Genomic DNA, 13,485 nt, shown 5'->3' with positions numbered 1-13,485 from the left:
GCTCCCAGCAGACCTGCCAGGAAAGGACGCATGCTCCGTATCGTTGTCATCCGGTTGATACAGGCCATCCCCGTGCTGCTGCTTATCGCGGTGATGGCCTTCATCCTGATGCACCTGATTCCCGGTGACCCGGCGGTGGTGATCGCCGGGGCGGATGCCGGTCCGGCGGCGGTGGAGCGTATCCGCCACGAGCTGGGCCTCGATCGTCCGATCCTGGAGCAGCTCCTGAACTGGCTGGTCAATCTCGGCACCGGCGACTTTGGCCGCTCGCTGGTCCTCAACCAGACGGTGCTGTCGGCCGTAGGCGAGCGGCTGCCCGTGACGATGTCGCTGGCCATGCTGTCGCTCGCAATCACCCTGCCGATCGGCGTGTTCCTGGGCATCCTTGCGGCCTACTTCCGCGGTTCGTGGATCGATGCCGCGGTCATGACGCTGGCCCTGGTCGGCGTGTCGGTGCCGGCCTTCTGGATCGGCATCCTGTCGGTCATCCTCTTCAGCGTGACCTTGGGCTGGTTCCCTTCGGCGGGGTACGCGCCGCTGTTGGCTGATGGCCCGGGCGCCTGGCTTTCCTCGCTGATCCAGCCGGCCTTCATCCTGAGCCTGTTCCAGATCGGGTTTCTCGCGCGCATGACGCGGTCGGGCATGCTCGACGTCCTCGATCAGGATTTCATCCGCACCGCGCGCGCCAAGGGTGTCAGTGAATGGCGCACTGTCGGGCGCCATGCCTTCCGCAATGCGCTGGTTGGCGTCGTGACGGTGGCTGGCATCATCCTCAGCCTGCTGATCGGTGGCTCGGTCGTGATCGAGCAGGTCTTTGCGCTGCCCGGCATCGGCCGGCTCGTCGTCCAGGCGATCCTGGCGCGCGACTATCCGTTGATTCAGGGAACGATGCTGCTGTTCGGCTTCGCCTTCGTCGTGATCAACATCTGTGTCGACCTGATCTACCTCTGGGTCGATCCACGGGTGCGCTATGACTGATCTCGCGCTCAGCCCCAACCGCCCGCTCGAACTGGCCGAACGCCGCCGTTTCCTGGCGTTGCGCAAGCTCGCCGCGCATCGCTCCTTCAAGATCGGACTCCTGATCGTTTCGGTCTTGGTGCTGGCGGCCTTCATCGGGCCGTGGCTGACCGGCATCGATCCGACGAGCATGCGCATCCGCAACAAGTTCAAGCCGCCGTCGGACCAGTTCCTCATGGGCACCGACAATTACGGCCGCGATGTGCTGACGCGCGTGCTCTATGGCGGCCAGCTCTCGCTCGGCATCGGCTTCTTCGTGGCGATACTGTCGGGTATGGCCGGCACGATCGTGGGCGTCGTGGCGGGCCATTTCCGCGCGCTCGATGCCTATCTCATGCGCGTCATGGATGCGCTGCTGGCGTTCCCGGCCATTCTGGTCGCGATCGGCATCGGCGCGGCGCTGGGGCCGCAGGCCACCAGCATCGTGATCGCGCTCGCAGTCGCCTACGTGCCACGCACCGCGCGTGTCGTGCGCGCCTCGACGCTGGTCATCCGTGAGATGGAATACATCGAGGCAGCGCGCGTCAGTGGCGCCAGCAACCTGCGCATCATCGTCAAGCATATCCTGCCGAACTGCCTCGGCCCGCTCACCGTACAGCTCACCTTCGTCTTCGCCTACGCCATCCTGGCTGAAGCGGCGCTGAGCTTCCTCGGTATCGGTCCGCCGCCGCCGGCGCCGAGTTGGGGCAACATCATCGCCGAAGGCCGAGACCATGCCGTCGAAGCCTGGTGGATCATGCTGTTCCCCGGCATCGCCATCAGCCTCGCCGCGCTCGGCATGAACCTGCTGGGCGACGGGCTGCGCGACGTGCTCGATCCCCGCCTGAAGATCGAGAGCTAGATGACCCGCGTGCCTCTTCTCTCCGTCGAGAACCTGACCGTCCAGTTCCGCGGCGATCGCGGCTGGGTGACGGCCATCGAGGACGTCAGTTTCGAGATCGGAGCCGGCGAAAATCTCGGCATCGTGGGCGAGTCGGGCAGCGGCAAGAGCGTGAGTGCGCTGTCGATCCTGCGCCTGCATGGCCGCGCCAACACTCGTTATGCGTCGGGCGCCATCCGGTTCGGCGGTCGCGATCTGCTCTCGATGTCGGAGCGCGAGCTGCGGAAGGTGCGGGGTGGCGACATCGCCATGATCTTCCAGGACCCGATGTCGTCGCTCAATCCGGTGCTTACCGTTGCCGAGCAGATCATCGAACCATTGCAGCTCCACCAGGGGCTCTCCGCTGCTGCCGCGCGCCGTCGCGCGATCGAGCTTCTGGAGATGGTGCGCATCGCCGACGCCGGCCGCCGCATCGACGAGTATCCTCACAGGCTGTCGGGCGGCATGCGCCAGCGCGTGATGATTGCCATCGCGATCGCCTGCCAGCCGAAGCTGCTGATCGCCGACGAGCCGACGACGGCGCTCGACGTCACCATCCAGGGCCAGATCCTGGAACTGCTGCGCGACCTGCAGCGCGAGATTGGCATGTCGGTGGTGCTGATCACGCACGATCTCGGCGTGATCGCGGAGTTCGCGCAGCGTGTCCTCGTCATGTACGCCGGGCGCGTCATCGAGCAGGCGCCTGTGGCGGCGCTGTTCGACCGCCCGATGCACCCCTACACCGACGGTCTGATCGACGCCGTGCCGAAGCTCGAAGGCGATTTGCATCGCCTTACGACCATCCCCGGCAACATCCCCGACCTCGCCACCGTGATCCCGGGTTGCCGTTTCAATCCGCGTTGCCGTGAGGCGAAGGATGCCTGCCGGCGCGACCCGCCGGCGCTGCTGCCAGTCGGGCCGGACCATCTCTCACGTTGTCCGCCGCGCGCGGCCGCTGGAGGCGCCGTATGACCGAGGCCCCCATCGTCACCGTCCGCGATCTGGTGAAGACATTCCCGGTTCGTGGCCGCGCCGGCGAGCCGAAGCGCACCTTGCGCGCGGTCGACAATGTCGGGTTCGAGGTCCTTCGCGGCGAGACGCTGGGGCTGGTGGGCGAGTCCGGTTCGGGCAAGTCGACGACCGGCCGTATGCTGGTAGGCCTGATCTCGGCGACCTCCGGCACGGTCGAGCTCTTCGGTCATCATATCGCAGCCGGGGCAGAGAAGGGCGCACTGAACAAGGTGCGCTCGCGGCTGCAGTTCGTGTTCCAGGACCCGCAGAACTCGCTCAATCCCCGCATGCGTGTCGGCGACGCGATCGCTGAACCGCTCGATGTCGCTGGCGGCTTGAGCCGTCAGACGCGCAACGACCGCGTGCGCGAACTGCTGGAACTGGTGGGCTTGCCCCGAACCTGCGGCGACCGTTTCCCACACGAATTCTCCGGCGGCCAGCGTCAGCGCATCGGCATTGCCCGCGCGTTGGCGCTGCGCCCCGACTTCATCGTGTGCGATGAACCGGTCTCCTCGCTCGACGTCTCCATGCAGGCGCAGATCGTGAATCTGCTGCTCGACCTGCAGGAACAACTGGGCCTCAGCTACCTCTTCATCGCCCATGATCTCGCGGTCGTGCGCAACATCTCGACGCGTGTTGCCGTCATGTATGCCGGCGGCATCGTCGAGATGGCACCCAAGCGCGATCTCTACGCGGCGCCGAAGCATCCCTATACGCAGGCGCTGCTGGCGGCGGTGCCACGGCCCGTGCCCGGCCGCGCGCGTCCGCCCAGCGTCGCGGGCGAACTGCCGAGCCTGATCGATCCGCCGAAAGGCTGTGCCTTTCATCCACGCTGTCCCTTTGCCTTCGATCGATGCCGGGTCGAGAAGCCGCGGCTGAAGCCGGTCGAAGGAGGGCATGCCGTGGCTTGCCATCTCCACGAGCCTGGCGGGAACAGGCCGCCCGCTCTTTAGACTTTCGGGAGTAAAGCGTCGTGAGCCATCAAGAACTGCTGTTCATGCCAGCGACCACGGCGGCGGATCTGATCCGCAAGCGCAAGCTCTCGCCAGTCGACTATGTCGATGCCGTCCTGGAGGCCATCGAGGCCACGCAGCCGACCGTCAACGCCTTCGTCACCGTGACGGCGGATGCCGCGAGGAAGGAAGCGCGCGCCGCTGAGCAGGCGGTGATGGATCGCAAGAAGCTGGGCCCGCTGCACGGCATTCCGGTCAACATCAAGGATCTCTTTCCGACGGCGGGCGTGCTCACGACTTACGGTTCGGCGATCCATGCCAAGACCATTCCGACCGATGACGATGTGCTGGTGACGCGCCTCAACGCGGCTGGCGCCATCATGGTCGGCAAGTCGACGACGCCGGAGTTCGGCCATAACGGTCACACGACCGGGCCGGCCTTCGGCATGACACGCAACCCCTGGAACCTCGAACGGACGGCTGGCGGCTCCAGCGGCGGATGCGGTGCAGCCGCCGCGGCGGGGCTTGGCCCACTCGGTCTCGGTACCGACGGCGCCGGCTCGATCCGCCTTCCCGCGGCCGCCTGCGGCGTCGTCGGACTGAAGCCCACGACCGGATTGCTGCCCTACGAGCAGACCTCCGATTCCTTCTTCAACTATGCGGTGGCCGGTCCGCTGACGCGTACGGTGGCCGATGCGGCGCTGATGACGGAGACCATCGCCGGACCGTCGCCGCTCGATCCCTGGTCGCTGCGCGCGCCGCAGCTGGAGCCGTTTGCGGCGAAACCCGCAAACCTATCGGGCGTGCGCATCGGGTTCCTGTCGGGCCTCGGAAAGTCCACCGACGATGTTGCAGCCAACACCAAGGCCTGCCTGAAAGCACTCGAAGACATGGGCGCTATCGTCGAGGACGTCGGCGCGGATATCGACTGGATCGCCGAGCAGGCGCGCACCATGTACTTCGGCAATCTCAACGTCTATTTCGGCCATCACATGGATCAGTGGCGGGACGAGATGGATCCGCTGCTGGTGCACTGGATCGAGCTGGGCCGCGCCTTCGGTACGGTCGATTTCCGCAAGGCGCAGCTCGCGCGCTCGCGCCTCTATCGCAGCATCCAGAAACTGTTCGAGACCTACGATTTCCTCGTGTCGCCGACCCTGCAGGAGACCGCGATCACGTTCGATCGGACAAAGGACATGACGGGTAGCTGGGCGGACGGCTGGAACGCCTGCGTCTATCCGTTCAATCAGTCCGGCAATCCGGCTTTGACGGTCCCATCGGGCTTTGGCGACGACGGTCTGCCGACGGCACTGCAGATCGTAGGACCGTGGTGGCATGACACGGAAGTGCTGCGGGTAGGGGCCGCGTTGGAGAGCGCCCGGCCCTGGGCACACAAGCGTCCGTCGCTCGCAGCGGCACTCTAGGGAGATCAAGCGCGTGACAAACGATCAGAGGTCGTGGCGGCCTGAATTCGGTCGCATGAACATTCGGCCGCGTCCGTCGGTCGCCATGCACGTCGACAACAACTGGCATCTCTCGCACTGGTACGAGATGCCGCGCGAGGACCCCGAGTCGCCCGAGGTCTACACCTACACCGACGCGATGTCCTACGCGCCGGGCAGCGAGGTCAGCTTCCATACCAGCGCCACGGCGGCGCGCTGGACCTTGCAGGTCTATCGCGACGGCAAGGAGCCGGTGCTCGTCCATGAAGCGCGCGACCTGGAGGGCCACTTTCACGCGACGCCCAAGCAAGCTTACCGCAAAGGCTGCGGCTGGCCGGTCGGTCATCGCTGGCGCCTGCCGGCCGACCTCGCGTCGGGCTTCTATCGCGTCGTGTCGACCTGCGACCGCGGCAACGATTCGAAGTTCGTGCAGCATCACTTTTTCGTGGTGACGCCCAACAATCCGAAGCCCGAGGGACGCTTCCTGCTGATCCTGCCGACCTCGACCTGGCTCGCCTACAACGATTGGGCCGGTGCTAACTCCTACGACGGAATCGACGGTGAGAACGGCGCGCAGTTTTCGCCTGAACTCAGCATTGAACGGCCCTGGACGCGCGGCCTGGTGTGGCTGCCGCCCGGCGCACCGCGGCTGTGCGATATCCCGAAGCGCCGGCCGCTCGATGCGCCGCGCTACACCACTAAGGAGTGGGCCTTCACCAACGGCTTCGCGCAGTTCTTCGCTTCGGCAGGCTGGGCGCAGTTCGATCGGCACTTCGTGGTGTGGGCCGAGCGCGAGGGCTACGCCTTCGACATGATCACCCAGACGGATCTGCACTACCGGCCGGAGATCCTCGGCCGCTACAAGGCTGCCGTGATCGTGGGCCACGATGAGTACTGGACGCGCGAGATGCGCAACCATGTCGATTCTTTCGTCGAGGCCGGCGGCAACCTGGCTCGCTTCGCCGGCAATTTCCTCTGGCAGGTCCGGCTTGAGGACGGGGGACGGCGGCAGGTTTGCTACAAGGCGAGGGCGCAGGCCGAAGATCCGGTGCGCGGCACCGACAAGGCGCATCTGCTGACCACGGCCTGGGAGAACCCCGACATCAACTGGCCCGGCGCTACCACGATGGGCGTGAACGGCCTGCAGGGCGTCTACGCCTCCTGGGGCGGGCTGTCGCCGCGCGGCAGCCGCGGCTTCACGGTCTACCGGCCGAACCATTGGGCCTTCGCGGGCGCCGATACTTACTATGGTGACGTGATCGGCGACGAGGCCGGCATCTTCGCCTACGAGGTCGATGGCCTCGACTACACCTTCCGCAAGGGCCTGCCCTATCCGACAGGCGAGGATGGCGCCCCGACGTCGATCGAGATCCTGGCACTGTCGCCCGCCGTGCGGGTTGAGGAGGAGCACGACTACGAGGGCTTCCGCTACTACCTCGGCAATGGCAAGACGAACTCCAGCACCCGCACGACGCCGGGCCCGACACCACCCGAGGGACCGGATCCGCAGCGCTATGGATCGGGCGTGATCGTGTCGATGGCCAAAGGCAAGGGTGAGGTTTTCTGCGCCGGAAGCTGCGAGTGGCTGACCGGCCTCGCCCGTGGCGACTTCACCACCGAGCAGGTCACGCGCAACGTGCTGAACCGGTTCATGGGGAAGGCCTAACGCCTGAGTTCGGCGGTTCGCGTCGCGTCGATGCTGCGGCCGTCGCCGGTGATGGCGACGCCGTAGTCGCGCTCGGCGCTGGCACAGCTCACCACACCGTCGCGGACATCGCGCAAGACCCGCTCCGGTGCGCGCGTCTTCGGATCGCCATAGCCGCCACCGCCTGGTGACAGGGCGCGATAGGTGCCGGCGCCGTGGCGTTGAACACCGTACTTCGGTGCCTGGACATGGCTTCCGTCGGCCAGGGTGAGGATGACCTCGCCGCCCGCGCCGGCACGTCCGCCCGCCGCGCCGAAGCTCGACGGGGCGCCGACGCCTTCGCCGCGGAATGCATAGTCGGCCGGCGTGAACATCTCGACTTCGTAGTCGCAGCCGGCACCGCCGCGGAAGCGGCCGGGGCCGGCGGTGTCGCAGCGCAGCTCCTGGCGATGGAAGCGCACGGGATAGAGCTGCTCGTAGGTTTCCAGGTTGGGTAGGGTGAGGCCGCCCAGGGTGATGAGATGGCCGATGAGGTGAAAGCCGTCGCGGCCCTCGACGCCGCCGCCGGCCGGCGCGCCAGCCCACTGGTACATCACGTAACGTCCGCCATCTTCCTTCAGGCCTGCCGTCACTGCATGCACGGCCTTCGACCAACCGGCGGACGCGCGCTCGGGCAGCGCCTGGCCCAATGCCTTCCACATGGCATGGATGATCTCGTGCGCCACGAACACGGTGTTCATGGTCATCGGCGCCGGCGCCCGGGCGTTCACCAAGGTGCCCTCGGGTAGGCGGATTTCGACACTGCGGAAGGCGCCTTCGTTCTTCGGCAAGTCGGGCTCGAAGAACGACGCCAGCGACATGAAGACGGCCGACGTCGAATTGGCGATCGAGCTGTTCTTGAAACCACGGATCTGCGGCGATGTGCCGGCGAAGTCGACGACCAGCCGTCGGTCCTTCACTGTGATCGTCACGACGATCTTGGCGTCGATCGGCTCGAAACAGTCGTTGTCGACCGGCTCTTCGCCGCGCCATACGCCTTCGGCCAGGCGGTCGATGCAGGTGCGGAAGCGGCGGTCGGCATGGGCCAGCACGCCTTCGAAGAAATCGTCGGCGCGATCGACACCCAGTTCCTCGACGAGCTGGATCAGCCGCTCGGCGCCGATGCGCGTCGAGCCGATCATGGCGCGCAGGTCGCCATCGAGCGCCTCAGGCAGGCGGGTGTTGAGCATCAGGAGTCGCCACAGGTCGTCGCGCGTACGACCGCCTTCGATCAGCTTCAGCACCGGCAGCCGGATGCCTTCATGGAAGATCTCCGTCGCGGCCGAATTGTAGGTACCGGCCGCACCGCCGCCGATATCGGCCTGATGGGCGCGGTTGCAGGCGAAGGCGACCAGCTTGGTGCCCGCGAACACCGGCCGGGCGATCACCCAATCCGGCAGATGATTGCCGCCGGCCGTGTAGGGATCGTTCAGCAGGAACACGTCTTCGGGCGCGATGGCATCCTTGAAGTCGCGCAGGACGGCGCGCACGGCGAAGCCGCCGCCGCCGGTGTGGATCGGAATGCCGTCGGCCTGGCTGATCAAGGTGCCGCGGGCATCGGCGAGGAAGCAGGAGAAATCGTGGCTCTGGCTGAAGATGGGAGACCGCGCCGTGCGCGTCATCACCCAGCCCATCTGGTGCGAGATATGGTCCAGCCGGTTCTGTACCAAAGCAAGTGTGACGGGATCGAGAGCGGGGCTCATTGGGCGGCCTCTCTTGCTGCAGCCTGCGCGTCGATGTGAACGAGGAAGTCGTCGCGCTCGTCGACCTCAAGCAGGTCCCGCGGACCGACGAAGGCGGTCGTCGTGCGCTCCTCGATCAACAGAGGGCCGGCAAGGTTGCAGCCGGGCCGCAGGTCGTCGCCGTCATAGACCGGCACCTCGCGCCAGCCATGCGTTGGGTCGATCCAGACCTTGCGCATCTCGCGAGGTTTGGGCGGGGCCGACTGCGGCGAACGCGCTGCGGCCGGCGTCCAGTCGAGACGGCCACGGCCGACGATGCGCAGGGCAGTGATGTCGATGCGGCCACCTGGCTGGATGTGGCCGAACAGGCGTTGATGCTCCGCTTCGAACGTACGACGCGCGGCAGTAGCATCGAAGCCCGAGGAGCCAAGCGACACGCGCACGGGCCACTGCTGGCCGTCGTAGCGAAGATCGACCTGTCGCTCGGTCGTGGCCGCCTCGCCCTCGAAGCCGTCACGCAAGAGCGCTTCTCGCGCACGCGCCTCGATCTCGGCGAAGCCTGCTTCGAGAGCGGCGGGCTCGACCCTGTCGAGATCGGCCAGGAACACCTGCAGATAGTCCTGGCGGACGTCAGACTGCAGCATGCCCATGGCGCAGAACGCGCCAGCAGCCCGCGGGAGGAGTGCGCGCCGGCACCCCAGTGCGCGCGCCACGGACGAGCCGTGCATCGGCCCGGCACCACCGGCAGCGACCAGGGTGAAGGTCGCCGGATTGTGGCCGCGTTCGATGCTGAGCCGTTCGACCGCATGCAGGAGGTTCTGTTCGAGCAGGCGGATCATGCCGGCGGCCGCGTCCTCGACCGTGAGGCCGAGTGGTTTCGCGAGCTTGGTTTCAATTGCCTGTCGGGCAAGCGTGCTGTCGAGATTGACCGCACCGCCGGCCAGAGGACCGGGCCGCAAGCGTCCCAGCACGAGCTGGGCGTCGGTGACGGTGGGGTTTTCGCCGCCCAGTCCGTAGGCGGCGGGGCCGGGGCGCGCGCCGGCGCCTTGCGGGCCGACATGCAAGAGGCCCGCATCGTCGACCCAGGCGATGGTGCCGCCGCCGGCGCCGACCGTATGGATTTCGACCGACGGCGTGGTGAGGTGATAGCCGTCGATCACCAGTTCATCCGCCACGGGCACGTCGCCGCGCGCCATCACCATGACATCGCAACTCGTGCCGCCGATCTCCATGGAGATCAGGTTGGCCTTCTCACCGGGGCCCGCGCAGCCCTTGAGCGCACCGACGCCGGCCGCCGGACCGGATAGGACCAGCATTACGGGGCGCGTCGCCACCTGGTCGACGGATACGGCGCCACCATTGCTCTGCAACATCAGCAGGGAGCGCGGCAGGCCGAGTTGGCGCAGTTGCTGGTCGAGCGACTTCAGATAGCTCGTGACCTTGGGAGCCACGTAGGCGTTCACGACAGCGGTCGAGCTGCGCTCGTACTCGCCCATGGTGGGCATGACGTCGCTCGACAGCGACACCCACTGACCTTTCCAGCTTTTCGCGAGATGGCCACCGACCCGTCGTTCGTGGCTGCTGTCGAGAAAGCTATTGAATAGACAGACCGCCACGGACTCGACGCCCTCGGCCGCGAACACCTCTGCGGCCTTATCGACGTCTTCGGTGGTGACAGGCTCCAGCTCACGGCCATCGGCGCCGATGCGGCCGCGGACCGGCAGGCGGAGATAACGTGGCGCCAGGACCTGCGGGAAAGGTGCGCGGTGATCCCATTGGTTCTCGCGGATGCCGCGGCGGATTTCGAGCGAGTCGCGGAACCCTTCCGTCGTCAGCAAGCCGACCTTGGCACCCTTTTTCTCGAGGATGGTGTTGGTGGCGACCGTCGAGCCGTGCACGAACAGCGCGCAGTCGCGCAGCAGGGCGGAGAGGGGCAGGTCGAGCTGCTGTGCGGCGAGCCGCAACACGCCCAACACGCCTTCGCTCGGGTCGGCCGGGACCGACGGAGCTTTGTAGATGCGCACGGCGCCAGCGGCGTCGCGCAGGACCATGTCGGTGAAGGTGCCGCCCACATCGACGCCGATGCGCCAGGGAGCGACAAGAGAAAAAGGAGCGTTAACCATTGCGTTGACAGGAGCTTAGCCGTGGACGGAAGCTCCGGCGACATGAGAGTCGACGTCGACCACTATTTGATTTTGGGTGTGCCACGAATTGCCGACCCGGCGGTCATTCGTGCGGCCTATGTCGCTCTCGCCAAGCGCTACCATCCCGACGTCGCCGTCGGCGATCCCGAGCTCGCGGCCTCGAACTTCCGGCTGATCAAGGAGGCCTACGAAACGCTCGCTGATCCGGACCGTCGTGCGCTCTATGACGCAAAAGCGCAGCAGGCCGAGACAATGCTGGCGCGCGCCGTTGTTCCGGTCGGCACTTCTCCAACCAAGCTGCGGGCGGGACTCGAGCATTTCGTGGCGTTGTTCCACGGCGGTCGGCAGGCGGGAATCGCCGTTGTCGTCGGAGCCCTTGTCGTTGTCGGCGGGTTCCTCGCGACACGTTATGTCCTCTCGAAGTATTTCGCGAACCAAACGACATCGATCGCATTGCAAGTCGACGACGAGGAAGCAAAGCGTCAGGAACTGGAACGAATGGCGATCGCTCAAGGCAAGCAGGCGAGTCAGCTTCCACGCCCGCGTCAGGCGATCCTCGGTCCGATGACCACCCCAAGGACCAACACGCCGCAAGGTCCCCGTCTGGAGATGCCGACAGGTCAGGCGCAGTGTGTCGCCGCCGACGGCGTCAAGTTCAGCATCGTCACGCGCAACGACGAGGTCAGCGTCTCCTACAACGGCGATCCCGCCGTGCATGCTTCCATCCAGCATGCAGGCAAGCACTTCATGCTGCTGACCGGCATTGTTCCGGACGATTCGATCATCATCAGCGTCTTGCGAGGCGAAGATGCCGGCGCCCTGGTGTTCCACGCCGACAGCGGCGGCAAGCTGGCACGCACCGTGCCGGCACGGTGCGTGGGCCTCGCCTACTGACGGGACGAAATCACTTCACCGAGTTCAGCGTCGGCAGGCGATATCGATCCTCGGGATCGTTCCAGCCTTTGAAGTTCGGCTTGCGCTTCTCCGCAAAGGCCGCACGCGATTCCATCAGGTCGCTCTTGGCGCCATGTTCGTGCAAGGCGTCGGCAAGACGCTGCATGTCCGGTCCGGGGGCAGGCCGCATCTGCCGCATCATGTGGACCGTGTTGACCCGCGACGCCGGCGGCAGGGTCAGCAGATGTTCTGCCATGCTGAGGGCGGTCGGCATCAAGTCCGCCGCGTCGACGAGCCGATTCACGAAGCCGATTTCGTAGAAGCGCTGGGCGGTGAAACGGAAGCCCAGCGCCATTTCCATGGCGACGGGATAGGGAAGGTTGGCAATGTGACCGTGATTGTAGCCGCCGAGCAGCCAGCGCTTGGCTTCGGAGACTTCGAACACTGCCTCGCGTACGGCCACGCGCAGGTCGGTCCGCTCGACCAGCATGAAGCCGCCGCCCATGGCAAAGCCGTTGATAGCGGCGATGACCGGCTTCTCGAGCTTGCCCGACATGAACGGGTCCTCGATCTCCGGTCGGCGGCCGCCGGGAGCGCCATCCTTCAGGGACTCCTTCATGTCCTCGCCGGCGCAGAAGCCGCGGCCTGCGCCAGTGAAGATGGCGACTTCGAGTTCCTTGCTGTGGCGGAACTCGTTCCAGACCTTGGACAGTTCCGTCCTCATCTCGTGATTGAGCGCGTTCAGCCGGTCCGGCCGATTCATCCGGACGACGAGAATTTGTCCGTGGGTTTCGGTTTCGACGACGGCCATGCTTCTGCTCCTCGCGGGAAATTCGCTGCGGGGAGCCTACAGTCCGGCGCCGCCCGGCGCGAGAGAGGCGGACGGCGCTGCCATCTCAGAGCGAACCGCCCCTAGCCCTTGATGAAGGCGAGCAGGTCGGCGTTGAGTTGATCCTTATGGGTCGACGCCAGGCCATGAGGTGCCTTGGGGTAGACCTTGAGGGTGGCGCCCTTCACGAGCTTGACGGACATGTGCGCCGCCGCGCCGATCGGCACGATCTGGTCGTCGTCGCCATGAACGATCAGGGTCGGGACGTCGAACTTCTTCAGGTCCTCGGTGAAATCGGTCTCCGAGAAAGCCTTGATGCAGTCGAGCATCGACTTCAGCCCGCCCATCATGCCCTGCAGCCAGAAGAAATCGCACAGGCCTTGGCTCACCTTCGCGCCGTCGCGGTTGGCACCGTAGAAGGGTGCCGTCAGATCCTTGAAGAACTGCGAGCGATCGTCGGTGACGCCCTTGCGGATGCCGTCGAACACCTCGATCGGCAAGCCGCCCGGGTTGGCGGCAGTCTTGAGCATCAACGGTGGGACGGCGCCGACCAGAACGGCCTTGGCGACGCGCTTGGTGCCATGGCGACCGATGTAGCGCGTAACTTCACCGCCACCGGTCGAATGGCCCACCATGACGGCGTTCTTGAGGTCGAGCTTGTCGAACAGTTCGGCGAGATCGTCGGCGTAGGTGTTCATCTCGTTGCCATCCCACGGCTGGCTCGAACGACCGTGTCCGCGGCGGTCATGGGCGATGACGCGATAGCCGTGGCTGGCGAAGAAGACCATCTGGTCTTCCCAGGCGTCGGCGGTCAGCGGCCAACCATGGCTGAAGGTGATCGGCTGACCGCTACCCCAATCCTTGTAGTAGATTTCAGTGCCGTCACGGGTCTTAATGGTTGGCATGGCCTACTCCTCGGTGAGTGGAACTCTGGGCCGGGAGAATGCCTCAACAATCGTGATGAGCAACC

The 13,485-nt window shown here is 65.9% G+C and carries 11 protein-coding genes; 7 read left to right on the top strand and 4 right to left on the bottom strand.

What is annotated here, in order from left to right:
* The first annotated feature begins 30 nt into the window (after positions 1-30).
* Genes EPO50_RS01295 through EPO50_RS01270 form a run of 6 tightly spaced genes read left to right on the top strand, consistent with a single transcriptional unit; the run spans position 31 to position 6,948 of the window.
* Positions 31-978, top strand: coding sequence for an ABC transporter permease (locus EPO50_RS01295; RefSeq protein WP_296340833.1), 948 nt, complete (start codon positions 31-33; stop codon positions 976-978).
* Positions 971-1,858 (top strand): ABC transporter permease, encoded by an 888-nt coding sequence (locus tag EPO50_RS01290; RefSeq protein ID WP_296340832.1) that lies wholly within the window; start codon positions 971-973, stop codon positions 1,856-1,858. Before EPO50_RS01295 ends, EPO50_RS01290 begins: the two co-directional genes overlap by 8 nt.
* Positions 1,859-2,848, top strand: coding sequence for an ABC transporter ATP-binding protein (locus tag EPO50_RS01285; RefSeq protein ID WP_296340831.1), 990 nt, complete (start codon positions 1,859-1,861; stop codon positions 2,846-2,848).
* Positions 2,845-3,840, top strand: coding sequence for an ABC transporter ATP-binding protein (locus tag EPO50_RS01280; protein ID WP_296340830.1), 996 nt, complete (start codon positions 2,845-2,847; stop codon positions 3,838-3,840). The genes EPO50_RS01285 and EPO50_RS01280 overlap by 4 nt, the downstream gene beginning before the upstream one ends.
* A 20-nt stretch (positions 3,841-3,860) precedes the next feature.
* The gene (locus EPO50_RS01275) at positions 3,861-5,264 is read left to right on the top strand and encodes an amidase (protein ID WP_296340829.1); all 1,404 of its coding nucleotides are present in this window, start codon (positions 3,861-3,863) and stop codon (positions 5,262-5,264) included.
* A gap of 13 nt (positions 5,265-5,277) precedes the next feature.
* A complete protein-coding gene (locus EPO50_RS01270) occupies positions 5,278-6,948 on the top strand; it encodes a N,N-dimethylformamidase beta subunit family domain-containing protein (RefSeq protein WP_296340828.1) in 1,671 nt (556 codons plus the stop codon).
* On the opposite strand, the gene EPO50_RS01265 is transcribed toward EPO50_RS01270, so the two are convergent.
* Positions 6,945-8,669, bottom strand: coding sequence for a hydantoinase B/oxoprolinase family protein (locus tag EPO50_RS01265; protein ID WP_296340827.1), 1,725 nt, complete (start codon positions 8,667-8,669; stop codon positions 6,945-6,947). The genes EPO50_RS01270 and EPO50_RS01265 overlap by 4 nt on opposite strands.
* On the bottom strand, positions 8,666-10,771 hold the full coding sequence (locus EPO50_RS01260) for a hydantoinase/oxoprolinase family protein (RefSeq protein ID WP_296340826.1): 2,106 nt from the start codon (positions 10,769-10,771) through the stop codon (positions 8,666-8,668). The genes EPO50_RS01265 and EPO50_RS01260 overlap by 4 nt, the downstream gene beginning before the upstream one ends.
* Before the next feature lie 21 nt (positions 10,772-10,792).
* Here EPO50_RS01260 and EPO50_RS01255 point away from each other — a divergent pair, with 21 nt between their 5' ends.
* Positions 10,793-11,686, top strand: a complete 894-nt coding sequence (locus tag EPO50_RS01255; RefSeq protein ID WP_296340825.1) for a J domain-containing protein — start codon at positions 10,793-10,795, stop codon at positions 11,684-11,686.
* A gap of 10 nt (positions 11,687-11,696) precedes the next feature.
* Here the strand turns inward: EPO50_RS01255 and EPO50_RS01250 are convergent, their stop codons facing one another.
* Positions 11,697-12,497 carry an enoyl-CoA hydratase-related protein gene (locus EPO50_RS01250; RefSeq protein WP_296340824.1) on the bottom strand — a complete coding sequence of 267 codons (801 nt, stop codon included), beginning with the start codon at positions 12,495-12,497 and terminating at the stop codon, positions 11,697-11,699.
* A 101-nt stretch (positions 12,498-12,598) separates the two neighbouring features.
* Positions 12,599-13,420 (bottom strand): alpha/beta hydrolase, encoded by an 822-nt coding sequence (locus tag EPO50_RS01245; protein ID WP_296340823.1) that lies wholly within the window; start codon positions 13,418-13,420, stop codon positions 12,599-12,601.
* Between the last annotated feature and the right edge of the window lie 65 nt (positions 13,421-13,485).

It is taken from the genome of Reyranella sp. (assembly GCF_004297405.1).
Taxonomy (GTDB): Bacteria; Pseudomonadota; Alphaproteobacteria; order Reyranellales; family Reyranellaceae; genus Reyranella.
The sequence above is the reverse complement of the archived record's forward strand: the minus strand, read 5'-3'. Positions and strand labels throughout refer to the sequence as shown.